Source organism: Yoonia sp. D2-7, assembly GCF_055809435.1.
Genome location: NZ_CM147912.1, coordinates 2,807,731 through 2,832,431 on the forward strand (window position 1 = coordinate 2,807,731; position 24,701 = coordinate 2,832,431).

Annotated in this window: 25 protein-coding genes; 12 read left to right on the plus strand and 13 right to left on the minus strand. The window is 54.7% G+C overall.

The genetic code is table 11. The annotated features are described in order from the left end of the window. Positions 1 to 20: 20 nt before the first annotated feature. Genes AC0L7R_RS13860 through AC0L7R_RS13870 form a run of 3 tightly spaced genes read right to left on the minus strand, consistent with a single transcriptional unit; the run spans position 21 to position 3,389 of the window. Positions 21 to 1,346: an ATP-binding protein gene (locus AC0L7R_RS13860; RefSeq protein WP_473657450.1), complete on the minus strand. Its 1,326-nt coding sequence runs from the start codon at positions 1,344 to 1,346 to the stop codon at positions 21 to 23. After that, a complete protein-coding gene (locus tag AC0L7R_RS13865; protein ID WP_348109282.1) occupies positions 1,315 to 1,998 on the minus strand; it encodes a response regulator transcription factor in 684 nt (227 codons plus the stop codon). The genes AC0L7R_RS13860 and AC0L7R_RS13865 overlap by 32 nt, the downstream gene beginning before the upstream one ends. 29 nt (positions 1,999 to 2,027) lie before the next feature. Then, a complete protein-coding gene (locus AC0L7R_RS13870; protein ID WP_473657451.1) occupies positions 2,028 to 3,389 on the minus strand; it encodes a ferric reductase-like transmembrane domain-containing protein in 1,362 nt (453 codons plus the stop codon). A gap of 156 nt (positions 3,390 to 3,545) precedes the next feature. Here AC0L7R_RS13870 and AC0L7R_RS13875 point away from each other — a divergent pair, with 156 nt between their 5' ends. Continuing rightward, on the plus strand, positions 3,546 to 4,460 hold the full coding sequence (locus AC0L7R_RS13875) for an endonuclease/exonuclease/phosphatase family protein (RefSeq protein ID WP_473657453.1): 915 nt from the start codon (positions 3,546 to 3,548) through the stop codon (positions 4,458 to 4,460). A gap of 30 nt (positions 4,461 to 4,490) precedes the next feature. Here AC0L7R_RS13875 and AC0L7R_RS13880 read toward each other — a convergent pair whose 3' ends face one another. From AC0L7R_RS13880 to AC0L7R_RS13895, 4 genes are all read right to left on the minus strand, one after another. Beyond that, positions 4,491 to 5,981, minus strand: coding sequence for an AMP-binding protein (locus tag AC0L7R_RS13880; RefSeq protein WP_473657455.1), 1,491 nt, complete (start codon positions 5,979 to 5,981; stop codon positions 4,491 to 4,493). Next, a complete protein-coding gene (locus tag AC0L7R_RS13885) occupies positions 5,978 to 7,276 on the minus strand; it encodes a malonyl-CoA decarboxylase domain-containing protein (protein ID WP_473657457.1) in 1,299 nt (432 codons plus the stop codon). Before AC0L7R_RS13885 ends, AC0L7R_RS13880 begins: the two co-directional genes overlap by 4 nt. Before the next feature lie 75 nt (positions 7,277 to 7,351). Then, entirely contained in the window at positions 7,352 to 8,014 is a 663-nt protein-coding gene (locus AC0L7R_RS13890; RefSeq protein WP_348109277.1) for a GntR family transcriptional regulator, read from the minus strand. Positions 8,015 to 8,026: 12 nt separating this feature from the next. Beyond that, entirely contained in the window at positions 8,027 to 8,413 is a 387-nt protein-coding gene (locus tag AC0L7R_RS13895; RefSeq protein WP_473657458.1) for a YciI family protein, read from the minus strand. 88 nt (positions 8,414 to 8,501) lie between these two features. On the opposite strand from AC0L7R_RS13895, the gene AC0L7R_RS13900 reads away from it, so the two are divergent. The 7 genes from AC0L7R_RS13900 to AC0L7R_RS13930 are packed head-to-tail and all read left to right on the plus strand — an operon-like array spanning position 8,502 to position 14,409. Then, the gene (locus tag AC0L7R_RS13900; protein ID WP_473657460.1) at positions 8,502 to 9,383 is read left to right on the plus strand and encodes a fumarylacetoacetate hydrolase family protein; all 882 of its coding nucleotides are present in this window, start codon (positions 8,502 to 8,504) and stop codon (positions 9,381 to 9,383) included. Further along, positions 9,380 to 10,045 carry a malonic semialdehyde reductase gene (locus AC0L7R_RS13905; protein WP_473657461.1) on the plus strand — a complete coding sequence of 222 codons (666 nt, stop codon included), beginning with the start codon at positions 9,380 to 9,382 and terminating at the stop codon, positions 10,043 to 10,045. The genes AC0L7R_RS13900 and AC0L7R_RS13905 overlap by 4 nt, the downstream gene beginning before the upstream one ends. A 10-nt stretch (positions 10,046 to 10,055) precedes the next feature. Continuing rightward, positions 10,056 to 10,514, plus strand: a complete 459-nt coding sequence (locus AC0L7R_RS13910; RefSeq protein WP_473657462.1) for an OsmC family protein — start codon at positions 10,056 to 10,058, stop codon at positions 10,512 to 10,514. Between the two features lie 41 nt (positions 10,515 to 10,555). Beyond that, positions 10,556 to 11,629 (plus strand): TRAP transporter substrate-binding protein DctP, encoded by a 1,074-nt coding sequence (locus AC0L7R_RS13915; RefSeq protein ID WP_473657463.1) that lies wholly within the window; start codon positions 10,556 to 10,558, stop codon positions 11,627 to 11,629. Positions 11,630 to 11,659: 30 nt separating this feature from the next. Continuing rightward, positions 11,660 to 12,229: a TRAP transporter small permease subunit gene (locus tag AC0L7R_RS13920; RefSeq protein ID WP_348109272.1), complete on the plus strand. Its 570-nt coding sequence runs from the start codon at positions 11,660 to 11,662 to the stop codon at positions 12,227 to 12,229. Next, positions 12,226 to 13,530 (plus strand): TRAP transporter large permease subunit, encoded by a 1,305-nt coding sequence (locus tag AC0L7R_RS13925; protein ID WP_473657464.1) that lies wholly within the window; start codon positions 12,226 to 12,228, stop codon positions 13,528 to 13,530. The genes AC0L7R_RS13920 and AC0L7R_RS13925 overlap by 4 nt, the downstream gene beginning before the upstream one ends. 12 nt (positions 13,531 to 13,542) lie before the next feature. Beyond that, positions 13,543 to 14,409 carry a dioxygenase family protein gene (locus tag AC0L7R_RS13930; RefSeq protein WP_473657465.1) on the plus strand — a complete coding sequence of 289 codons (867 nt, stop codon included), beginning with the start codon at positions 13,543 to 13,545 and terminating at the stop codon, positions 14,407 to 14,409. 15 nt (positions 14,410 to 14,424) lie between these two features. Here AC0L7R_RS13930 and AC0L7R_RS13935 read toward each other — a convergent pair whose 3' ends face one another. Together AC0L7R_RS13935 and AC0L7R_RS13940 are read right to left on the minus strand one after the other, a co-directional pair. After that, complete coding sequence (locus tag AC0L7R_RS13935) at positions 14,425 to 15,384, minus strand: DNA topoisomerase IB (protein ID WP_473657466.1); 960 nt, start codon at positions 15,382 to 15,384, stop codon at positions 14,425 to 14,427. Between the two features lie 209 nt (positions 15,385 to 15,593). Beyond that, positions 15,594 to 16,493: a LysR substrate-binding domain-containing protein gene (locus AC0L7R_RS13940; RefSeq protein WP_473657468.1), complete on the minus strand. Its 900-nt coding sequence runs from the start codon at positions 16,491 to 16,493 to the stop codon at positions 15,594 to 15,596. Positions 16,494 to 16,603: 110 nt separating this feature from the next. On the opposite strand from AC0L7R_RS13940, the gene AC0L7R_RS13945 reads away from it, so the two are divergent. From AC0L7R_RS13945 to AC0L7R_RS13955, 3 genes are all read left to right on the plus strand, one after another. Beyond that, entirely contained in the window at positions 16,604 to 17,314 is a 711-nt protein-coding gene (locus tag AC0L7R_RS13945; protein ID WP_473657469.1) for a DUF4386 family protein, read from the plus strand. Positions 17,315 to 17,326: 12 nt separating this feature from the next. Then, positions 17,327 to 18,328: a zinc-binding dehydrogenase gene (locus tag AC0L7R_RS13950; protein WP_473657470.1), complete on the plus strand. Its 1,002-nt coding sequence runs from the start codon at positions 17,327 to 17,329 to the stop codon at positions 18,326 to 18,328. Between the two features lie 161 nt (positions 18,329 to 18,489). Next, positions 18,490 to 19,848 carry a DUF3179 domain-containing (seleno)protein gene (locus tag AC0L7R_RS13955; protein WP_473657471.1) on the plus strand — a complete coding sequence of 453 codons (1,359 nt, stop codon included), beginning with the start codon at positions 18,490 to 18,492 and terminating at the stop codon, positions 19,846 to 19,848. 30 nt (positions 19,849 to 19,878) lie between these two features. On the opposite strand, the gene AC0L7R_RS13960 is transcribed toward AC0L7R_RS13955, so the two are convergent. The 3 genes from AC0L7R_RS13960 to pcaQ all read right to left on the minus strand — a co-directional run bounded on the left by AC0L7R_RS13960 (position 19,879) and on the right by pcaQ (position 22,609). After that, a complete protein-coding gene (locus AC0L7R_RS13960; protein ID WP_473657472.1) occupies positions 19,879 to 20,832 on the minus strand; it encodes a YHYH protein in 954 nt (317 codons plus the stop codon). 23 nt (positions 20,833 to 20,855) lie between these two features. Further along, on the minus strand, positions 20,856 to 21,497 hold the full coding sequence (locus AC0L7R_RS13965) for a PEBP family protein (RefSeq protein WP_473657473.1): 642 nt from the start codon (positions 21,495 to 21,497) through the stop codon (positions 20,856 to 20,858). A gap of 170 nt (positions 21,498 to 21,667) precedes the next feature. Further along, entirely contained in the window at positions 21,668 to 22,609 is a 942-nt protein-coding gene (pcaQ, locus tag AC0L7R_RS13970; RefSeq protein ID WP_473657474.1) for a pca operon transcription factor PcaQ, read from the minus strand. A gap of 93 nt (positions 22,610 to 22,702) precedes the next feature. Here pcaQ and pobA point away from each other — a divergent pair, with 93 nt between their 5' ends. Continuing rightward, on the plus strand, positions 22,703 to 23,872 hold the full coding sequence (pobA, locus tag AC0L7R_RS13975) for a 4-hydroxybenzoate 3-monooxygenase (RefSeq protein WP_473657475.1): 1,170 nt from the start codon (positions 22,703 to 22,705) through the stop codon (positions 23,870 to 23,872). A gap of 218 nt (positions 23,873 to 24,090) precedes the next feature. Here the strand turns inward: pobA and AC0L7R_RS13980 are convergent, their stop codons facing one another. Next, entirely contained in the window at positions 24,091 to 24,693 is a 603-nt protein-coding gene (locus AC0L7R_RS13980) for an NAD(P)H-binding protein (RefSeq protein ID WP_473657476.1), read from the minus strand. Positions 24,694 to 24,701: the final 8 nt, after the last annotated feature.

Here is a 24,701-nt window from a genome sequence, read left to right on the forward strand (position 1 = left end):
ACCTTACATTTTTGTCAGGTTCATTTTTTGTTAAAAATCATGCGGGCAAACAGCCCTTGCCCCGCGGGATTATCAGATAGATCGATACGGGCATCATGCAAATCTGCGATCTTTGCGGCCAAGGCAAGCCCGAGCCCTGCCCCTTCGGTCGTGCGACTTTTTTCCAACCTATACAATGGCTCCAACGCGCGATCCCGCTCGGCTGCGGGTATGCCTGGACCGTCATCCATGAGGCCAAGTTCGTGCGCATTGGCGACAAGAACCATAGATGATCCTTCGGGCGTGTGCCGCAATGCGTTTTCGATCAGATTAGCCAAGAATTGCGTCAACAACACACGATCGCCGTTAATCTCAACTGCGGAAATCTGGGTTGAAAAATGTCGTCCGCTGTCTTCGACCACTGGCGCGTAGGTTTCGGCCAATTCGGTCGCAACGGCCGCAAGGTCGACAGGAGCGAAGGTCTGTTTCATGGCACCGGAATCCAGTTTCCCGAGCTGCAGAATTGCATCAAATATCGACATGACACGGTCAGTTTGTTCCAACGCCGCGCCGATCCCATCCATCGGATCACCATCACCAGTCAGCGCGGTTTCAAGTCGTATGCGCAACCGTGTCAGCGGCGTCTTGAGATCATGCGCGATATTGGCCGAAAAGCTGCGTGCCTGCACCAGTAGTACATCAATCCGCGCAATGGCGTCGTCCACTTGGTCACCAAGCATTTTCAGGTCGTCTTCTTGGCCCTTTGCATGCACCCGCGCCGATAAATCACCTTGCGCCGCTTGATTAAGCACCGTTGAGATTGCCGTGATCCGCCGTTGGCTGCGCCAGCCAAACAGCAGCCCAAATACCAACGCGACAATCGCGGCCAACGTCCCGACCCAGAGAAATGCTTGGGCCAAAACCTCATCGAAGATAGCGAATTCGCCGATATTCTGCCCGACGACCAGCCACCCGCCCGACACTGCCCCACCGTAGAACATCCAAACACTGTCATCGTCGCGCCGACGCGGCAAAAGACGCTGATCGGTAAAGAACCCCTGCCGCCTGAGACTCCGGTCTTGCGATGCCGTTTCTGGCGTGAAGAAAAACCGTTCCAGTCCGGTATTGCGCAGGTCTTTGAGATCGAATTCACCAGCGGCCACGTCGCGCACGATCTGGATATGGCGGCGTTCGATACGATCATCGGCCCGTCTGGACATTTCTTCGCGAACTTCGAATGCCGCGATGATCCCTGCCCCGACCAGCACGATGATGAACACACCAGTCAAAAGCACCGTTTGCCGCAGCGCTGTCATCCGCCAGATGCGGGCAGCGCTAGCCTTGAGGGTCGAAAATATATCCAGCACCTCGGATCGTCCTTATCACGGTATCGCCAAACGGCTTTTCAATCTTTCCACGCAAGCGGCTGACGTGGGTTTCCACGACGCTTGTGGTCGGGTCAAAATTCATGTCCCAGACTTTTTCCAGCAACATGTTGCGCGTCAAAACGCGCCCCTTTGCCCGCATGAATGCTTCGAGCAGTCTAAATTCCTTGGTGTTCAAATCAATATGCTGGCCCTGTCGCGTGCAGCTTTGCTTCAACAAATCCAGAGCAATATCGCCAACGTTCAAAGAAGTCGCTTCAGCCGTTTGGGCCGGTTGTGCTCGACGGCCAAGTGCTGCGACACGCGCTTCCAATTCGGTCAGCGCGAAGGGTTTGGGAAGGTAGTCGTCCGCGCCGGCCTGCAGGCCTTCGACACGATCATCAATATCGGACAATGCGGTCAGGAAAAGAGCTGGCGTTGTATTCTTGGATGCGCGCACAGCTTTCAGAACAGACATACCGTCCAGACCCGGCGTCATCCGGTCCAACACCATCACGTCAAAATCCTGCGTGGTGGCCAAGACCAACGCATCTTTGCCGTCGGTCACCCAATCAACGACGTGACCCGCCTTTGACAGGCCATCACGGACCCAACTACCAATCTCTTGATCATCTTCCAAAAGCAGGATTTTCACTGTGTTTTCTCCGGGTTCACGGATCAGGCTTAACGCCTAAATCCACGCGGGACCAGTGGCACGAAAGTAGTCGAAAGCATCCTCAGCACGCTCTGCGCTGACTTCCAAAGGTCAGAAACATGCCATGCATTCCTGAAATCGAACGCCTCCGTGTGGATACGCCCCGTCTGCCCCACGTCGCGCCAAACCGTTGCAATCATTGCCTTCAATTGCTCTGATCCACACATGAACAAAGCTGCCCCTTTGGGCATCTGGCCAATCACAGACTGGACTTGATCCAGTGTTAGGCGCCCCGCCGCGCTGCTGTTTGCTTCGATTAGGGTGAGTTGCGGCAGTCTATCCGCATGGTGGCGTAAGGCAGCCAACCCCACAGCCGTGTTTTGCCCACGGTAGCAATAGATCATTGTCACACCTGCGCCGTCATCAGGTTTCATCGCCTCAAGAGCCGCCAGAAAAGGCGTCACGCCGATACCGCCCGCAACCCACATTTGCGCAGGACGGGTGTCGGCGATTTTGGGATAGAAACGCCCTTCTGGTGATCCTAACTCCAATGTGTCCCCTGCGCGGATGCGGTCCACCAAATTTCGCGTCCAATCGCCACCAGCTGCAATCCCGAACTTGCGTTGTCGACCGGAGCCACCTGCGATCGTGAAGGGATGGCGTTCTTCCCCAAGAGACGGATCGCGCAGTGTCGCAAATTGTCCCGGACGGTAGTCCTGCAAAGGATGGTCAGCGGCGACAGTCAATTCGATGGCATGCCCCACTGTATTCACATCCACGACGGACACAGTGGTCACGCCACGTTTGTGCCGCGATAGCGTTCGGCCCCATGCGATCAGACCCAGAACACTGACTACGGCAAGGTAAATCCAAGGGGCGCTGAATGGCGCAAGCGGCGTTGCGGCTAGAAACGTATGATAGACGGCGATTAGGAACATGGGGCCCATCAGCCAATGGCTGGCTTTCCAGATATGATAGGGGATCATCTTCAACGCAGACACCGCCGCCAAGATGAGCATGGCGTAGGCTGCAACGACGCCGGCGGCTTCGCCAGTTTCGGCAAGCGGTGGGAAAATCCCCCGCCCCACGGATGACGCCAGAGCCCAGTGCCCCGACAAACCAATCATCGACAAGATACCTGCTGCGCGGTGCGCTTCATAACTTTTGTCCGGACCACCAAGGATCGTGTCGACAACCCGCCATCTCGCGGCAAGCACCAACGCCGCCGCCAGCGCGGTCAGCGTTAACGCACCAAGACTTGCAGGCAATATAGTGCCAACGGGCACAAACGGCGCGACGATTGCGACTTGTGCAAGCACGATGACACACATCCAGACCAGCGAACCTGTTTTTTTCAGTCTATGTTTCGCTGACGATAATCCCAAGCCCATTCCATGTCCCTTCTGATTGGATTGGAATGACCTAGGCGTCGACCTTTACCTCGGGCTTGCCGCAACATTACATTTTTGTCAGCAAAGCGAATTTGCCTGTGCGCAAGGCTATCGACGCGATAAACGGAGCAAGACAAATACGAAAGTAGCTGCCCCATGATCAAACGAATTGCCAAGATTTTCGTCAGCCTTGTTTTGACATGCTTGACCGTTGTCGGCTGCCAGATTGCGCGCAATTCCGGCGAAACCGCGCTACCGCCTACGACAGATGAAACGCTGCGCATCGCGACTTACAATGTGCACTACATCATCCTGAGCAAAGAAACCGGCCCGTGGTCGGTCGCCGATTGGGAACGCCGGAAGCGCCCGTTAGACCTTGCCTTTAAGGAAATTGGCGCTGACGTCATTGCGTTTCAGGAAATGGAAAGCTTTGCGCGTGGCAGTAACGGGGATACGAACCTGACGCTCGACTGGTTGCTGGAAAACAATCTCGATTATGCCGCGGCGGCCGTTGGCGATCCCAATGAATTTCCGTCAACACAGCCCATCTTGTACCGCGCAACACAGTTGGACTTGGTCGACCAAGGCTGGTTCTTTTTCTCGGACACGCCGGATGTCATCTATTCACGCACCTTTAACGGATCGTTCCCCGCTTTTGCATCATGGGCCATCTTTCAGGACAAAAGAACCAACGGTCAGTTCCGCGTTGTAAATATCCATACGGATTACGCCAGCCGATCAAACCGCCTTCAATCGGCGCAGTTGGTTGCTGACCGCGTTGCCCCTTGGATCGCAGCGGGTGAAACGCTTTTTGTTGTGGGTGATTTGAACGCACGCATAGGCGACAAAACCGCAAACATTATTGCGGATGCCGGTGTCGATTTTGCGCCTGTGCGTGGTGCGACGTACCACATGAACAGAGGCATCAACCTGTTTGGTGCAATCGATCATATTGGCAGTGCGGGGGCGGTTGATCTGGTCGGCGATCCCGTTGTTCTTAGACGCAAATTTGACGGCGAATGGCCGACAGATCACTATCCGGTTGCTGCGGATTTCAAGTTCAGCAGGTAATCATTCGCGCGTGTCTACGTGACGCTTCATTCAGTCCGTATTTTCGGCACGCAACACATTCTTTTGCACCTTGCCCATCGTGTTGCGCGGCAACGCGTCGGTGATCATGTAGCGACGCGGGTGTTTAAAACGGGCTAATTTCGGTTCGACCTGCGCTGCAATCGCATCGGGGGTCATGTCCGTATTTTCGAGCACCACTGACGCCAAAACGCTTTCGCCAAAATCAGGATGCGGCACACCGAACACAGCGCTTTCAAGCACGCCGTCAATGTCGTTGATGACATCTTCGATCTCTTTCGGGTAAATGTTGTAGCCCCCCGAAATGATCAGATCTTTTTCGCGCCCGACAATCGAAATGCGCCCATCCTCTGACTTCACACCCAGATCGCCAGTGATGAAAAAACCGGTGTCGCGCAGTTCTTCTGCCGTCTTTTCCGGCATTTTCCAGTAGCCTTGAAACACGTTGTCGCCGCGTACTTCGATCATGCCGATTTCGCCTGCGGCAACCGACGTGCCGTTGTCGGTGATTTCGACCTCTGTGCCCGGCAATGCGTAGCCGACGGTCCCTGCGATCCGGTCCCCGTCAAACGGGTTTGACGTGATCATGTTGGTTTCGGTCATCCCGTAGCGTTCGAGAATACGGTGTCCTGTGCGGTCTTCAAAAGCCGTGTGCGTTTCAGCAAGCAATGGCGCGGACCCAGAAACAAAAAGACGCATGTTGGCGACCAGATCACGCGTCAGCCGCGCATCGCCAAGTAGCCGTGTGTAGAACGTCGGCACACCCATCAACATCGTCGACTGGGGCAATTCAGCGATAATCGTATCAATGTCGAAAGCTGTCATAAACCGGACCTGCGCCCCCGCCAGCAACGACGTGTTCATCGCCACGAAAAGTCCATGCGTATGGAAAATAGGTAGGGCATGGATCAAACGGTCGTCGGCGCTGATCTGCCACAGATCGGTCAGGCTTTGCGCGTTCGACAGCAGGTTTTCATGCGACAGCATTGCGCCTTTCGACCGCCCAGTGGTGCCAGACGTGTAGAGCAATGCAGCCAAATCTTCCGGCCCCCGTGGCACAGTTTCAAAGGTCTTTGATTTCGCATCCGCCTGCGCGGACAATGTCCCTTGCCCTTTTGCATCAAGCGTCAGGATTGTCGTGCCATCCGCGCAAATCGACGCTACCTCTGCTTGGCTGCTTGCGTCACAGACCACCACTTTGGGTCCAGCGTCTTCGATGAAATACGCCAGTTCGGTCTGCGTGTAGGCAGTATTCAACGGCAAATAGACCGCACCTGTCTGAACAGACGCACCATAAAGCGCGACGGTATCCAGAAGTTTCGGCGCCTGCACCAAAACCCGATCGCCAGCCGATACGCCAGCATCTTGCAAAACATGCGCCAATTGCGCGACCCGACAGGTGAAATCGGCAAAACTGAGTGTGCGACCATCATCGAGCGTCAGGAAAGTTGCATCACTTTTAGCGTGCGGCGCAATCAGCGCGTCATAGAGTGTATTGGTCACGTTGCGACTTCCTTGGGCTTCGCTGAAAGCGTTGAATTTGACAGTGCCACCGCAGGCTTCGCAGCTGTCACAATTGCGTTTAGGGCAAAATCTTCGTGGTGCCGCTGGGTGAGCGACAAATCGTATTTGTAATTGACCATAGCGCCGCTGGATTGAGCAAGACCATTGGCAGACATGTCCGCATCCGCATGCACATCAAAGACCTCTGCGCCATTACCCAAATGAAACCGCGTCACGGGATCAACGGGCATCCCGTCATCACGTTTCGCGTGCAAAAGATATCGGGCCGCCATTGCGCGAATGTCTTGCGGTTTAGCGCTTTGGTCCAGAATGGCTGTCGCAATATGCCCATGATCGGGATCCGACGTTTGGGTCGATAGCCAGCGTTTCAGGCCGGGTATGGGGGACAGGGTGACGAAGTCTTCCAATTGCGGAAATGCGTGGGACAATTCCGCGACGACCTGTTTGATCAGAAGGTTGCCAAAGCTAATCCCCGTTAACCCGCGTTGGCAATTAGAAATCGAATAAAACACCGCAACTTTCGCATCTTCAGCGGCGAGCGGGGTGCGCACTTCGGACAGTAGCTTCGTCACGGACCCCGGCACCGTTTCCGTCAGCGCGACCTCCACAAAAATCAACGGCTCATCCGGCATCGCAGGATGAAAGAATGCAAAGCAACGGCGGTCCGCAGGGTAGAGCCTGCGCCGCAAATCATCCCAATCGTTGATCTGATGCACCGCTTCGTAAGCCACAATTTTGTCGAGCAATCGAGCAGGTGTATCCCAATCGATGGCCTTCAATACCAAGAACCCGCGATTAAACCAGCTGCTGAACAAATGGATAAAGTCGTGGTTGGTGCGTTGCAGTTCGGGGCGCGATTTCAAGATGCGCAGCAGATCGACCCGCATCCCGACGATGATCTGCGTCGCACCAACCGGTTGGTTCAACCGGCGCAGTAATTCCTGTCGTTTGGGTTCAGCGGCAAACGACATGGCTTCGAAATTCTTGGGCGTGGGGTTATCCGCGTAGGACTGGACCAAGCTGGAAAGTGCGCCCGTATCGACATCAAGCTCATCGTTCAGAAACGTGAAGAATGAAACTTTTTCCGCATCAGTCAGTGATTGGTAGCGTTGCAGTACCGTTCCCGCCAATGTCTGTCCGGAAACATTTCCTTCTGCCGACAAAAGCGCGCGACATAAGGCGTAGATATCGCGCGTGTCATCCGTGCTGCGCAACGTGCTGTTACGATCAAATAATGTGGACAATAGGTCGCCAAGGAATCGATTGCGCTGCACGTGTCTCTCCGTCTTTCAGAGTGATGCTGTCAGAATATCGATATTATTGCAATCATATACTTTAAATCGGTATATTTACAGATCGGTCAGCTGAGACATGAGGTATTCGCCTGTTAGTCGATAGTGGCTGAGCAATGCATCAGATGCCGCATCTGCATCGCGCTGCACGGCTGCTTCAAAGATGGTGTCATGCTCGGCTGCGATATCGCGGCTTTGATAGTTGTCACCAGACGCCGCTAGATAACGATACCGAATGTTCAGATCATAAAGCTGACTGCAATAGCGTTCCAACATGGGCGATTTCGCACTGCTCAGCAGCGTCATGTGAAATGTCTTATGCGCATCTTCGAAGACATCGGTATTTGTCATGCGCTTCATGCGGTGATGCGACAAAACAAGCTGTTCTTCCCATTCTGGGGTGCCCTGCCCGATAGACTGGCGCAATGCCATATCTTCCAGAACACACCGCAGCCTGAGAATTTCATCAAAGTTGGCAAGGCTCGCAGGGGCCGCACGAAAACCGCGCTGATCGATGCGTTCGACCAACATGTCAGACGTCAGCAGGCTTAGCGCCTCGCGCACTGGCGATGCGCCGGTGTCCAGCAATTTGCGCAATTGTTCGATCTTCAGCTTTTTACCCGCCGGCAATTCGCCGGTCAGGATCATATCCCGCAAAGACAGATAGGCCGCGCGGGTGGCAGATGTTTCTCTGCCGCTAGTGTCGTCCATCATGTTCATGCGGAAATCCCCTTAAGTCAGCGTTACGGCGTTCGTAGATAGACCAACCGACAAATTCAATGATCCCTCGTTGATCATCCAGCGTCGCAAAGTAAATGCCCGCGCGCCACTTTGGTGCATCGGGTCGCCCTCTGCCAAAGCACGTGCCGCTTCAAGGCTTTCGGCCCGGTAAACGACCAACCCGACCCCTTGCATGTGGTCGCCGGTTTCATCGGACATCGGTCCTGCGAAAGCCAATGCGCCCGCTTGTTCCAGTTTCGCCTGATAGGCGAGGTGATCTGGCAAGGCGGCTTTGACGTCCTGTGGTTCTTTAGCCGGTGTCGACATAGCGACGTATAATTCCAAGGCCAAAGCGCCGCGCGACTTTGCTTCCGCCTTATAGTCTGCCCATGCAACCATTTTGCACTCCTTAGTAAAAATATCGATATTTATTGACTTACACCGCAATTGTAGGCAGAAATCATCCAAACTGACAAGGATTGTACTTATGAAATATTTGGTGGGCGAGACGGCGAACGGCGCAGCGGTGTTTGCTGTTAAGGGTGACGAGGCCGTTAATTTGACGGCTTTGGACGCTGCTGTCGGCTCTGACTTGATGGCCCTGATTGCGGATCCCGCGCTGGCGGAATCGGTCGCGGCCAAGATTGACGGTGCTACTCGTGTTCCAGTCAGTGACATCACGCCTGCCTTGCCAGTCGCCAAGCCCGGAACGATCATTTGTCTTGGTTTGAACTACACTGATCACATCAAAGAGGGTGGCTACGACATCCCCGACTACCCTGCCCTGTTCATGCGCGGGAAGAATTCGATCATGGCAGCTGGCGCACCTTTGGTTCGCCCGACGTGTTCCGAAAAGCTGGACTACGAAGCAGAGCTGATGATGATCATCGGCAAAGGTGGTCGTCATATTTCAGAGGCCGACGCGCTGGATCATGTGTTTGGCTATACCGTCTTTAACGACGGGTCGGTGCGCGACTATCAACGCAAAACCCACCAGTGGACCCCCGGCAAAAACTTCGACAACACAGGCGCAATCGGCCCATTTGTTGTAACGCCAGATGAAGTCCCCGCTGGGGCTGCGGGCCTGAAGATCGAAAGCCGCGTCGGGTCCGAGATTTTGCAATCATCCAATACCGGCAACATGATCTGGTCGGTCGCGCAAACCATTGCAACCATTTCAGAATACACAACGCTTGAACCCGGAGATTTGATCGCAATGGGCACACCACCGGGTGTTGGCCACGCCAAGAAACCGAACCCGCGCTGGCTGGTCCCCGGGGAAACTATTGATATCGAAATCGAAGGGATCGGCATTTGTTCGAACCCAATCGTTGATGAAAAAGATAGCCAAGGGGTAGCGGCAGAATGAACGCGCCAACCGGTTCAGAACTGGACGCTTTGCGCGCCAAAGCGCAGGAAGACCACCGTACACTGCGTGCTCGCATCGGGCGTCTGTCCGACGATGCCATTGATCTGATCCTGCGCGAAGCAAGATCGCATTATGCGTGGACAGATCGCCCGATACCGGATGGCATGCTCGAGGAAATTTTCGACATCACCATCAATGGCGCCACGTCGATGAACACGCTGCCTGCACGTTTCATATTCGTGAAGTCCAAAGAAGGTAAAGAACGGCTGGCCAAATCGCTTAAGCCGCAGAATGTCGCAAAGATGATGGGCGCGCCAGTCACTGCGATTATCGCGCAGGATATGGATTTTTGGCACGAACTGCCGTTCCTTTTCCCGCATGAAGACCGCCGCCATTTGTTTGATGGGAACGATGCCTATTGCGAAGACACCGCAAACCGCAATGCGACGTTACAGGGCGCTTATTTCATGATCGCGGCACGTGCTGTTGGTTTGGACGTTGGTGCGATGTCCGGTTTTTCAAACGCAATTGTTGATGAAGAATTCTTCAAAGGCACGCGTTTGAAATCAAACTTTCTATGCAACATTGGCTATGCTGACGAAACGGCGCTGTTTCAAAAACTACCACGCTTTTCATTCGACAAAGTCTGTAGCGTAATCTGAGGGTACGAAGATGGCTGTTAAAATGAAAACCGTCGTGACGTACCGCGCCAAAGCGGCCTGTCCGACGCATGCCCGCACCGAAATTCCGGTGCGCGATTTGAATGTCGTTATTGATGAACCTGCGGAACGGGGTGGCACAAACCTTGGCCCGACCCCGACGGAAGCTGCAATGACAGCCTTAATCGCTTGTACCAACGTCATTGGACATAAAAATGCAAAGCGGCTCGGCGTTGATCTGGGAGAGATCGACATCGACGCCAACTGCAAATTCGACCGGCGCGGCGTTCTCATGGAGGAAGAGATCGGCGTGCCGTTTCCCGAAATCACACTCACGGTGAATTGCACCACCCCGGCCAGCCAAGAGGAGTTGGATTTGGTTGGGGTGGAGACTGCAAAGTACTGTGCCATTGCCAAGCTGTTCGAAGCAGCGGGCACGGATTTGACCGTGAATTGGGTGAAAGCAAACTAAAATCAATTGGGCGAATGCCCGTATTCTGGGAGGAATGACAAATGATGACTTGGACAAGACGCACCGTGATGGGTGCTGCGCTTGCGACGATGACGGCCCTGCCCGTCGCCGCACAAGAGACGATTTCAGCAGTTGTGATCGACGGTTATCCGGATCGCGCCCTGTGGGTAAAAGAATTCACGAATTTCTTCATTCCGGAAGTTGACCGCCGTCTTGCCGAGAACGGCAATTACGTCATGGACTGGCAGGAAAACTACGGCGGCTCAATCGTAAAGCCTAAGGGCGTTCTTGAAGGCATCCAGTTGGGTTTGGGCGACATCGGGATCGTCACCACGATCTTCCATTCTTCTAAGTTGCCAAGCCAAGGCCTGTCCGCCGTCACACCGTTTGTGTCATCTGATGCCCGCGCCGTGGCACAAGCCGTTGATGAAATTGCCCGTGAATTTCCGGCGATGCAAAACGAATTCGCAGCCCAGAACCAAGTGTATCTGGCGACGGGTGTTGTGCTGAACAGCTATCAGGTCTTTTCGACCCAAGAAGTCGCAGGAGTTTCTGATCTTGAAGGTTTCAAGGTTGCCGGCGCCGGTATGAACTTGCGGTATCTCGAAGGTATTAATGACGCAGCCGGCGTCCGTGGCGGCCTGACTGATTTTTACAACATGATGCAGACCGGTTTGGCCGATGCAGGCATGCTGTGGCCAGAAGCTGCCGCGACCTTCAAGATTTCCGAAGTAGCGCCTTACATGCTGCGCGCCGATCTGGGGGCTGTGAACTCTAAGACCGTGACGGTGAACCAAGACTACTGGAACAATCTGCCGGATGAAGTGAAAGAGGTCCTGCAAGCCGTGGCAATTGACTACCGCGATCACCTTGCAGGCATCGCAATGGATCGCGCTGCAGCCGCCGAAGAGACTTATGTCGCAGCCGGTGGGACTATCGTTGATGTGCCCGAAGAAGATCGTGCCGCTTGGGCCGCCGCCATTCCTAACATTGCGCAAGAATGGGCAGCGACACTGAACGATAACGGTGAACCGGGGACAGAGATGCTTGAAGCATATCTTGCCAAGCTTGAAGCGGCTGGTTTCACCGGCGTTCGTGACTGGTCCGCCCAATAATCACTTGTCGACCCGAGAAGGGAGCACAACATGCTCAAGTCAGCAATCGGCGGTCTTTCTCGGGTCGCCAATGCCTTAGCCATGGCCGCAAATATCGCTGGAACCTTGATGGTTCTCGCCCTTGTCATCATCCTGAACGTCGACGTGGTCGCGCGAGGGCTGTTCAATTCCCCGCTGAAAGGGACATACGAAATTGTCCAGCTTTCAGTCGTCTTTATCGTTTTCTTGCAGCTTGCAGACGTTGTCCGCGTGGACCGATTGACCCGCTCTGACGGGTTTCTCAACCTGCTGCATCAAAGCAAGCCACGCCTGACATCGAATATCCGGCGGATCATCAATGCCGTCTCTGCAATCTTTATGTTCCTGATTGCCTACATCATGTTCCCCGAGTTCATCAAAATGTGGGGCACGCAGGATTTCTTTGGCATCCCCGGCGTCTTTACCGTGCCGTGGTGGCCGATCAAACTTGTCATCGCAAGCGGCAGCGCGTTGGCCTGCCTCATCTTTACCATCAAAGTCATCACCGCGCAGGATCGCCCACAATTGATCCGCGCCCCAGAACATGACGACAATGCCAAGACAGGCGGCACCAAACCATGACACCAATCGAAATCGGCCTCATTTCGGTCGCTGCCATCGTTTTTCTGATCTATTCGGGCGTCTACATTCCAGTTGCCTTGGGCATGGTGTCGTTGATCTCGATTTGGTTGATGCGCGACAATTTCACTTTGTCGCTGAACCTGCTGAAAATTGCCGTCGGCGACAGTGCGATGGTCTACAGTTTCGCGACCATTCCGTTATTTACCTTCATGGGATTAATCGTGTCGAAAGCCGGATTAGGCAGGGACATCTATGAAGTGATGACCATGCGGTTTCGCCGCGTTAAAGGTGGCATCGGCATGGCCACAGTTGGCGCAAACGCTGTTTTTGCTGCTGTCACGGGATCGTCGATTGCATCGGCTTCGGTCTTTACCAAAGTATCTGTGCCCGAGATGATCGCCCAAGATTACAACCCGCGTTTTGCGGTTGGTGTTGTCGCGGGATCATCGGTGCTTGGGATGATCATCCCACCATCCGCGATGTTGATCATCTATAGCTTTGTCGCAGAGCAATCCGTGGGCGACATGTTTCTGGCAGGCGTCATTCCCGGCATCATGCTGGCGGTCGCATATGTTGCAGCGATTTGGTTCATGGGGCGTTTCACCCCCGAATTTGTCGGCGGTCGCACGGTTGCTGACAGCGAATGGATGTCCGCACGCGAAATCGCATCCAAGACCCTGCCCACTGTCGGTCTGATCACAATCGTGCTGGGTGGCATTTACACAGGTTGGATGACTGCCGTCGAAGCCGGCGCAACGGGTTCGCTTGTCGCGCTGATCATTGCATTGGTGCGTCGGTCGATGACATTGAAAGGCTTCTGGGAGGCGTTGCTGGAAACAGGTCACATCACAGCCGCCATCCTGTTTTTGATCACTGCCGCTTCGATCTATAGCCGGATGTTGGGCCTCGCCGGTCTGCCGAACCAACTGCAAGATCTACTGGCGGGCAATGCCGCGTCGTTCTGGACCGTAATGCTGCTTTACGTCTTGCTGATGATTTTCCTTGGCACAATTTTGGACACTGCATCCATCATCCTGATCGTCGTGCCACTGTTCCTGCCGCTGGTCGAAGCGATGGACATGTCGTTGATCTGGTTCGGCATCATCACAGTGGTTGGGGCCGAAATCGGGCTGCTCACGCCGCCGCTGGGCATATCCTGCTTTGTGATCAAATCAACGCTGAACGATGACAACATCACGCTCAAGGACGTGTTCATGGGCGCCCTGCCCTTCGCCTTTGTGATGCTGATAATTTTGTTCATTCTGATCGAGTTCCCAATTCTCAGCCTTGCACTACTTTAAGGACCTATCGCCATGCGTAACGTGACCAAAGACAATATCACCGACGTTTTCAAAAGCTACATGGCCGACGACATGGCACCGCGCACCCGCGAAATCATGTCGGCCCTGGTCCAGCACATGCACGACTTTGCCCGCGAAACGAAGCTGACCCACGACGAATGGCGGCAAGGCATCGCGTTTCTGGAAGGCTGCGCCGCGATCGAAACCGAAGACCGCCACGAATTTGTGCTGGCCTCTGACGTGTTGGGAATGTCGTCGCTGATCGACATGCTGCATTCCAGTGATGAAGCGACATCATCGTCCGTTTTGGGGCCATTCCACGTTTCTGGCGCGCCGCCGTTAGAGGTTGGTGGTGATATGAAACGCAGCTTTGGCGGCTCTGTTTTGCTGGCCGAAGGCGTCATTCGCGACACGGACGGCACACCAATTCCAGGTGCTGAAATCGACATTTGGCAGACTGCCCCAAACGGGCTTTATGCCAGCCAAGACGAAGACCAAGACACATTTTCGTTTCACGGATTAATGACAGTCGGCGGCGATGGCCGTTATGCGTTCACGACCGTTAAGCCCGTTGAATACACGGTGCCGTCAGATGGTCCGGTCGGTGGCATTCTGCGCGCATGCGGGCGTCACCCTTGGCGGCCGTCACACCTGCACTTCATCGTGAAAGCACCCGGTTACCGGACGCTGGTGACCGAAGTCTTCCCCGATGACGATCCGTACCTTGATCAAGACACGGTGTTTGGCGTACGTGATGATTTGGTCATGACCTATGTTGAGCAACCTGCGGCATCATTCCCTGAAGGGATGGCGCTGTCAGGCAATGTGGACGCTCCATATCTGTCGGTGAATTTCGATGTTGTTCTGGCGCGCGACTAAACGGCAGCGCCTTGATCAACGGGTCAGCAAACCAAGCAGACGATTTTCCGTCGCATAAAGACCGTGACGGTTAGCCGATGTGACGTCGATACTGTCCTGACCGGCTAAGTCGATTACTGCCGGATGTATGTAGCTGTTTCGCGCGACTGTTGGCGTGTTGTGCAACCGCGTGGCGGCGGCCTGTGCGATGTCTTTGATAGTCGCGCTGCCTTTTTCTGCGCAGGCAAATCCGGCAACCGTGCCTGCCCAAGTCCGAAAGGTTTTCGCTGTAACCGCATCGTCGCCTGCCGCGTCGGCCAGATAGTCGTTCAACTGATGCGACGACAACGTTTGCGGTGTTCCGTCTGCGTCGACCCAGCTTAACAACGCGCCGCCCGGCACATCGTTCATGTCATGTAGAAGTCGTTGCAGCTTCTTGTCCGTGACGGTCTTGCGCACTTTCTTGCCGCCCTTGGCCGTAAAGTTCAGCCCGATCTGTTCCCCGTCAAACGACACATGTCTGCGACGCAGCGTGAGAGCGCCGTAGCTACCATTTTGCGCGGTATAGTCAGGGTTCCCGACGCGGAGCGATGCGCGATCAATCAACATGACCGCGGCGGCGAGCGCAAATTCGACGTCACCGGGATCGGCTTCGACATCGCGGGCAATCCGACGCCTGATCTTCGGCAATGCTTCACCAAAATCGGCGAGGTGATCGAATTTGGTTTGGGATTGTGCGGCTGACCAATCGGGATGGTAGCGATATTGTTTGCGGCTGCGCGCATCGCGCCCCGTCGCCTGAAGATGTCCGTTAATCTGCGTGCAGATCCATACATCTTCGTAGGCGGGCGGGATGCCTAATGCCTCGATCCGTTTACGTTCTGGACCCCGCGCAATCGTCGTGCCGTCGGGACCGACGTAGGAAAACCCACGACCGCACCTGCGCCGCGCAATACCCGGATCTTTGTCAGACACGTAAACGAGGTGCGAAACCATGGGCGTGCCCTTTAGCGCAAGCCGAGGAACGAAAGGACAAACAGGATGACGACGATAAGGCCGATAATATAAATAATGCGGTTCATGGCTTGGGTTCCTTGATAAATTGATGCGCACGATTGTTGGCGCGTCGATGTTCAAGGAACTGGGTGAAGCGGAAAGAGTTCCACGGCATTACTGCGACAAGAACAAATCCCCGTTCCGACAGTCTAACGTTTCAGTTCTGCGACAAGGAAATCGTAAACCCGCCGGATGCGTCTGCTCGTCGTCAATTCGCGATGTGCGACAAGCCATATCGGGAAGGTCAGCGGTTCGAGATCAGGTAGGACACGCACGACGGCGGGTTCTGCGTCGCCAATCTGAGAATCGAGGATTCCGATTGCAGTGCCCTGCTTCACAAGTTCCCACATCACCAAATAGCTTTCCGTCAAAAGTGGAAAATTCGCCTCTGTCAGCCCAAGTCCTAGCGTGTTGAGCCCTTTTAGCATCATCCCGGCCCTGTCTAGATTCACAAAGTCAGCATGCCGCAGATCATAAGGCGTCTTGGGCGACCCCAATTGTTCAATATAGGCTGGCGTTGCGTACAGAATTGCATCGGCCATACCGATCTTTTTCGCGACGAGATCGGGTTCGGTCGGGCGGAAGTTCCGCAACGCGATATCCGCTTCGCGCCGCAACAGATCACTGGCCTGATTGGTGACGACAATTTCGACGTGAATGCCGGGTTCTTCTTTGCGCAGTTTCGCGATGATCGGCGGCAAGAGGACAGCAGCGTAAGTTTCGCTGGCAGAGATGCTAATCGTCCCCTCCAGCGCTTGCGATTGGCCAAGAGCGGCAAGCGAAACACGTCCAGCAGCCGCCCCCATGTCGCGCACATGTTCGAGCAGTTCCAACCCGCTTGGCGTCAGCGTCAGGCCCCGCCCGACCCTTTCAAACAGAACCACGCCCAGTTCCTGTTCCAATCCGTCCACTTGCCGTCCCAGTGTCGGCTGCGCCATGCCCAGCGCGCGTGCGGCGGCAGACAAAGATCCTTCTTCGGCCGTCACTAAAAACGCCCGTGCCTTATTCCAATCAAATCTAACCGCGCGCCAATCCATGCACATATGCATATCAAACTAAGAAATTTGGTCAATTCGCATGAATTCCCGTCTGCCGTACACCTTTCCCAACAGAAACGCAGTTATCGCCAAACATCGAATTGGCGCGGAAAGGAATGATTATGACCCGAACCATTCATCATCAATGGGACGCTCCCGCCGCACGTTATGCTGGTGCGCTTTACCTCGCTATCGCCGTATGTGGTGGTTTCAGTATTGGGTATGTGCCCATGCAAATCGTTGGCCCTGACGGCGCGACCTCTCTTGCAAACCTGGCAGCTAACGAAGGGCTATTCTTGCTTGGCGTATTTGCCGATTGCGCTGTCATCTTGTTTGAATTGGCCATCACGGCTGTTTTGTACCAGTTGTTCCGATCCATCAGTCCGGTGATGTCGACCGTCGCACTGATATCCCGCGCAGGCATGATCGTCGTCATGGGCCTGAACCTGCTGATCTGGGTGCTGCCCTACGCATTAATGCAATCGGCATCGGGCCCGCACGTATCGCCAGAAATGGTTCAACTCAGCTTCCGAGCCCACGACCTTGGTGTTTTCGTCTGGCAGCTTTTCTTTGGCGTACATTTGCTCGCGCTTGGCTGGCTGACACTACGATCCTCAATCGTGCCGACCATCTTGGGACGAGGCCTGTTCATTGGCGCCTTTGGTTACCTGATCCAAGGTGTCGCCGAGCTGATGTTTATCGACCTACCGATCATAAACGCGCTCATCATCTTGCTCCTGATCATCGTTAAAGTGTCTGAAATTAGCTTCGGTCTTTGGTTGCTGATCCGCGGCGCACGCAAGCCATCCACAACCGCACTTTCATTTATTTAAAGGACAACCAAAATGTTTGCTTCTTCATATAGACAATACGGATCACCCGACGTTCTAGAGCTGATCGAATTGCCGACGCCCACGCCAAAGTCCAACGATATCCTCGTGCAAATCGTCGCGACCACCGTAAGCGCGGGGGATTGGCGGGCGCGCAGCCTGACGATGCCAAAGGGGCTTGGACTGGTTGGCCGTTTGGTGTTCGGCATCACAGGGCCACGTAAGCCAATCCTCGGAACCGAGTTTTCGGGCGTTGTTGTCGCGAAGGGTGCAGATGTCACCAATTTTGAAATTGGCGATGCAGTTATCGGGTTTCCCGGCGCTTCCTTTGGTGCCCATGCCGAATTCATTACTATGCCGGCCAACGGCAAAGTCGTCCGCAAACCCGACAACCTGTCATTTGAAGACGCCGCCGCAATCCCGTTCGGGGCAACGACCGCCTACGATTTCCTTGTGAACAAGACAAAGTTGCAAAAAGGGCAAACCGTTTTGATTAACGGAGCATCGGGTGCGGTGGGGTCGGCCTGCGTACAAATTGCGAAGCACATCGGCGCACATGTCACTGCGGTCTGCAGCGGAAGAAACGTCGCATTGGTCAAAGAAATAGGGGCGGACAAGGTCATTAACTACCGCGAGCAATCAGTCATATCACCGACCGATACCTATGACGTCGTTGTCGACACAGTCGGCACGCTGTCATGGGCGCAGGCCCAACACGGTATCAAAGTCGGGGGCAAAATGGTCCTGATCGCGGGCAAAACGTCCGACATGATTTTTGGCGGGATCAAAGCGAAACTGGCGGGCAAGACAATGATTGGCGGTGTGGCAAGCGAAGCACCGGATATTCTTGCGGCGGTTGTTCAACTTGCGGCACAGGGGAACTATCGGCCTGTGATTGATCGTGTCTTTGCATTCGACGATATGCAAGCCGCGCATGCCCATGTCGATACTGGACGCAAACGCGGCAATGTTTTGATAACCGTAGCGCAACCATCCAGCATCGAAATCGTCGCTTGAATGGCGTGGCAGGATTGAGGGTGGCGGCAATGATCGCCGCCCCTTTTCCAGAGGTTTTGCCCCACGAAACCGATCTAACGAAAACCTGATGGAAACGTGAAGCTCGCATTGCGCTTTTCGAGGTAGTTTATCCCGAGAAGTCCCAGCGCATAGGAACCGTCATGTTTCGCCAAGCCATCGCAACTGTAATCGCCGTTTGTCTGTCCTCCGTCCCTGTTTGGGCGCAGACGACCACGCCGCTGCCTGATTACGTTATCGCCGCATTTGGCGAACCTCCGGCGATCCCTGAAGGGCCGCTTGCCGCAGATAGCATCGCCGCTGTGGATGACGTTCTCGCCATTGCGGTGAACCAGTCAGACTGGTCTCCGACAGATACAGACGCCTTAGATATCATTGCGCAAACTCGCGATCCGCGCCTTGTTTGGCTTTTGACGGACATGCAGCGTTTCGCGTGGCGTCCAGAGTTTCGCGCGGCGCTGACCCGTACGGCCGCAGACATACTTGATACATCTTTCGAAAGCGGTCGCCAGCGCACCGAAATCATCAACAAAATGATGGCGTGGGATATGCCTGCATATCCGGATTACCTAAGCCATAAGGCCCGTGTTTTCACGAACTACGTACCGGGATGGGAGACCTTATTTGTCGAAGGCGACATTGATTGGCATCTGGTCGACTGGGGCGGCGTGAATATTGATGCGCGCCCCTATGACACGACGGATGAAATCTGCCACTGCATCCCCGCTGTCGACAACCCTGAGGTCGACACCGCCGAAGACGCCACATGGCTGCAAGACGACGACATCGTATTCGGGATCGCCATCAATGGCGAAGCCCGCGCCTACCCCCGTCGCATCATGGAGGTGCGCGAAATGGTGAACGATACGTTAGGCGGCCGCGATCTTGGCATCCCATATTGCACCCTGTGTGGCGCAGCACAGGCTTATTTCACCGATCAACTGCCCGCAGGTGTGCAGCGGCCGATCTTGCGCACATCCGGCCTACTGATCCGGTCGAACAAGGTAATGTACGATATCGAAACCCAATCCGTTTTTGATACGTTTACTGGCAAGGCTATCGCCGGACCGCTAGCAGAAACTGGGCTGCAATTGGACCAAGCAACCGTCATTACAGCCGATTGGGGCACATGGCGGACCACATTTCCTGACACAACCGTATTGAAGGAAGAATTGGCATTGGGCCGCGATTTTAACTTGCGCGAAACACGCGATGCAAACGGCCCGATTTTTCCGGTTGGTGATGTTGATCCACGGTTGGGCGTCCATGAAGACGTCATTGGGGCGATCACCGCGAATGGGATGCCAGTTGCCTTTCCTCGATCGCTCGCGGTCGCGGCCCTCAGTGCGGGACAATCGGTGACGTTTAACGACGTGAAACTGGAACTCTTTGCAGGCGGGCTTCGTGCCGTTGGGCCTGACGGTCAGGACCTCGGAAGCCACCAAGCATTCTGGTTTGCATGGTCCCAGTTCTATCCCAACACGGCGCTTTGGGAAGGGTAAGCAGCAAGGCGCGCCTTCCTTTAAGCAAAGCTATCGACAGAATTTGCCCTGCATGACCTGACCTGCATTTGTCACCGTCTCAGTAGTGTAGTCATAGCAATTCGCCTGATCCGAAGGGGCGTACCGTATGTAATAGTCCTGTCCTTGATATGTGTAGTCCATGCTCCGGCTACCATCATCGTTTTGCGTGAAAACAAGGTCTTCCACCCCGTCTCTTGGGGGACGACCCGGCTCAGCCCCACCACCGGCAGTCGCCGTTAGCGGACGCACGCGCGGCAACTGATCAAAGTCGGCCACAACGCCCATCAAGCATTGCACTATATAGGGCGCATCAGGTGAGGTGTGATAGCGATACCCAAACGTATCATCCATTTGGCCATTACAGACGTCCAACGACCCCGCGATGATTGCGGACCCATCAGGGTTGCTATCGCCGTAGATAGGGTAGCCATCAAACGCCCAGCCGATAATGGCGTCAGGTCCCGCATTTTCCATATGCGCGATCATGCAGGTTGGGGCCACATGGTAATGGTAGTCATCCCCGCGACCCGCATGGCCACCGCAGACATCAAGTTGACCCGTCTGTAAGGTATCGTGCTGCGCTTGATGATGGGCCAAATCGGCTTCGGTCATTTCGCCGCCACCTGTGTAATCGTAGATCGGCACGCCATTCACCGCGACACCTAGTGCGGCATCACGGGTCAACGGGGTGCCACTGAGAACCGGTGCCAACAGGATCGGCGCGCTGTAATCTGCGGGAACCGGCACCTGTTCGTTTGTCGCAACGATCCCGGTCATCATATCATGATCGGGATAGGTATCGGATGTCAGGGTCGCGTGGCTATCCGTACAGTTCACTGTGACACTGTCGCTAAACCCTGCGTCCGCGACTGAATCTGCAACCGCAGCACAGTGATCTTCGTGTGCCGCGGCGGGGGCTGCGAAAAGGCACAGGACCGAAGCGATATAAGCGGGACGTGTCATGTTTGGTGTCCTTTGCAAGAGGGTCATTCGACCGTTAAACGGCACAGAACTGTGTTGCTTTGTTCAAGATCAGGGCCCCAGATCAATTCCGCATCGTCAGCCCAGTTGATCCGGTCATAGCCGTCTTTTGGGTCCACCTGCTGTTCAGTATAGACATCGGCCGCGGGCCAATCTGTAGCGTCGAACGCTGCGGTGTCCCACCCTGCCGGTTCGTCTTCAATTTCAAACGCGCATGCACCAGCACCAGCCACGGGATCGGATACGCTTTCGCAAGATTTATCGAGCGGGGCTGTATGGATGACGTGGCATTGCCAGTCACCGTCACTGACGGCCACGATGTCGCCGGACTCATCTGAAATCTGCACGATGACGCCGCCGTCGCCCATTTGTTGTCGACCTGTCCCGATGTATTCCAATCCGGTGTCATTTTCTTTGAAATCTTTGGCCACCAGACCAATCACAAACGGACGTTCGGCTGCAAACGTAAAGCTTTCCGCATTGAAAGAGCGTTCGGTCGTAATCGACACGCTATCTTCGGCCACCTGTTCGCCGTCTATGCGCATTTCGAACCAATTATCTGCCCAGACGTCGGCCGAAAAAGTCTCTGCGTGCGCGCTGTTCGCAGAAAGGCCTAGAAAGATGACGGTTGGTATTGTCGTGCGCATGGGATTGCTCCTGTCTGGATGTCTTTGAACATTGAACGTGCAAGGCAGACAGTTCCGTCGCATTCTTTTCGATCATTTTCAGCACACGCGGCATTTCCAACGATCCAAGACTTCATTCTGACTAGGGGTAATGCGTTTAGTGGTGAAATCGGTCCAATCTGAGCCCGTTCTTACCCTTGTTCTTTATCCATTCGCGCCCCGTGCGGGTCATCAATTGCGCATATGTCTTGCAACACTGTCGTGAAAGTGCGCGTAGCCACCGACGGGATTTCTTCCGCCCTGCTCATAATGCCGACTGCGCCTTCGGTCGCTCCAGTATCCACTGTAATCATCTTTAAGCGGCCTTTTGCGATGTCGTCGGCGACCACACCCTGACTGATGATCCAAACGGTGTTAGGGTCCGCTAGGGTCACAGCACGCCCAAAAACGGGCGATGCGGTTTCAATCCTATTGCGGAAAAGCGGCACGCCTTTCGAAATAAGCATACGCGCAACAAGTGGACGGATGGCTGCATCTTTTGGTGGGTATAAGACACGGTAAGCTTCAAGTTCCGCAGGATCGCGCACAGCCAACGCGGGGCTATCTGGTCGGGCAACGATGACGACCTGTTCAGAATATAGCTGCTGAAAGATCAGACCGATCATCGTATCGGGTTTGCCTAGACGCCCCACCACGATATCCATCGCGCCACTGCGCAGACGCGTCGTCAGATCAAGATGGGCCCCTTCATGGATTTCCACCTGCGTATTCGGGCTGTGCGCTGAAAAGGTCAAAACGGCCTGCGGCAGAAGCGACGACGCAACGCTTGGTAACGCCCCTATGCTCAACCGCCCCGCCGTACCTGCGGACGCTTGGATGCTGCGAAGACCATGGCGCAAAGCCGCTGTGCTTTGTTCGGCAAACTGCAAGAAAACTTCGCCTTGCGATGTCAAAGACACGCCCGAACGGCTTCGCTCGAGGACTTTCGTGTCAAGAATGTCTTCGAGTTCTTTCATTGTTTTGGAGATCGCTGGTTGGGTCAGGTTCAACTGATCCGCTGCCACCGTGAAACTACGTGCCCGCGCAATCGCGCTAAATGCATCAAGGTGCCTGAATTTGATACGTCGATCCATATTCATTCCAATATAAGCATGAAAAACACACAATAACTCATTTTAAATATCGCTCCAAGTATGGGAAAAATCGTAAAGGACGGGGAGGGTCATGTGAGAACGCAAGTCGCAATCATCGGTGGCGGGCCATCGGGTCTGTTGCTGTCGCAGCTATTGCACACGCGCGGCATCGACAGCGTTGTTCTTGAACGTAAGACTAAAGACTATGTCTTGGGCCGAATTCGTGCCGGTGTTTTGGAACAAGGCCTTGTTGCGTTGATGGAAGAAGCGGGGTGCGCGGATCGTTTACATGCCGAAGGCATATTGCACGATGGGACCCTGATTTCTTATGGCGATGACATGTTCCGCGTCGATTTCAAGGAACACACAGGCACGCCGGTTGTGGTTTACGGTCAAACCGAAGTGACCCGCGATTTGTACGATGCGCGTGAAGTGGCGGGTGGAAAGATCGAATTTAACGCCCAAGATGTTGTGATCCATGGGGCAGATACGGACACGCCGCATATCACCTATTCCGTCAACGGTGACGCACGCCAACTAAACTGTGATTTCATCGCAGGCTGTGACGGTTTCCACGGGGTCAGCCGCCAGACAATTCCGCGCGATGTTCGCCGCGAATACGAAAAGGTTTACCCGTTCGGCTGGCTTGGCATCCTGTCAGAAACGCCGCCGGTTAATCACGAACTGATCTACGCGAATTCACCGCGTGGCTTTGCATTATGTTCGATGCGCAACGAAAACCTAAGTCGCTATTACATTCAATGCGAACTGACCGATAAGCCAGAAGATTGGACAGATGACGCGTTTTGGGCAGAGTTGAAGCGGCGCATCCCTGCGGATCAGGCGCGGAAACTTATCACGGGCCCCAGCATCGAAAAATCGATCGCGCCGCTGCGGTCTTTCGTGACAGAACCGATGCGCTGGGGCCGGCTTTTCCTATGCGGTGACGCGGCCCATATTGTGCCGCCGACAGGCGCCAAAGGGTTGAATACGGCCGCTTCAGACGTGCATTACCTTTATAATGGCCTACGCGATTACTATGAAAACGACAGTAGTGACGGGATTGATGCCTATTCACAAAAAGCGCTTTCGCGCGTTTGGAAGGCGGAACGCTTTAGTTGGTGGTTCTCGTCGTTGATGCACAAATACCCGGATCAATCCGAATTCGACCGGAAAATGCAGGTAGCTGAAATCGAATTCCTGCGCACAAGCGAAACCGCCCAAAGATCAATGGCCGAAAACTATGTCGGTTTGCCTTACTAATGAGAGTGGTCCCATTGGGACTAACCAATGTAGGGCCGATGAAGCAGATCGTTCGGATCCCGAACGTTCACCTGTGACAATTCAGGCGTTTTACGATTTCATTCGCAAACATTCTGGATGTGATCCGCCGATCTTTATCGAGGCCAGTCCTGAAACGTAAATCGAGAACATCCAAGAGGTTTTAGGTCAGCGCAATACTGCGCTGACCAGATGATGTATCAGGCGGATTGCATATCAACCGCTGCTCCGTCGTATTGCCCGGTCGTGGCTGCCATAGCCAACACATGGGCGACGTCCGCACGGCTCGCTTCGGCGGATTTGTCGACGTCACTGCCAACGATCACGTCGCTGCTTCGCCCATCATCAGTGAGCGCGACAGGTCGTAGAATCGCATAGGTCATCCCGGATGCTTTTAGATGCTCGTCGGCGTCATGTTTGGCTTTCAAATAATGCGCCAGATCACCGGATGGATCAGACTGATCCGCACCGACAGAGCTGAGCATGACAAAACGTTCGGCCCCCGCATCCTTTGCCAGATCAACCAGTCGCATCGCGCCGTCGCGGTCAACTTTGTCGGTCATCTCGGGACCGGTTGACCCGCCGGATCCTGCGGCAAAGATCACAACGTCTGCGCCGTCGCAAACGCCTGCTTGCAGATCAGTGAGGTCTGCTTGCCGTAGCTTCGTGGCCTTGGGCAATTGGCTCGTGTCGGAACCATCGCGCACCAATGCTGTGACACTGTGCCCTTGGTCCAAAATCTCTTGGGTCAGGATACGGCCGGTTTTGCCGGTCGCACCGGCGATAAGAATATTCTTGGTCATGTCGTTTC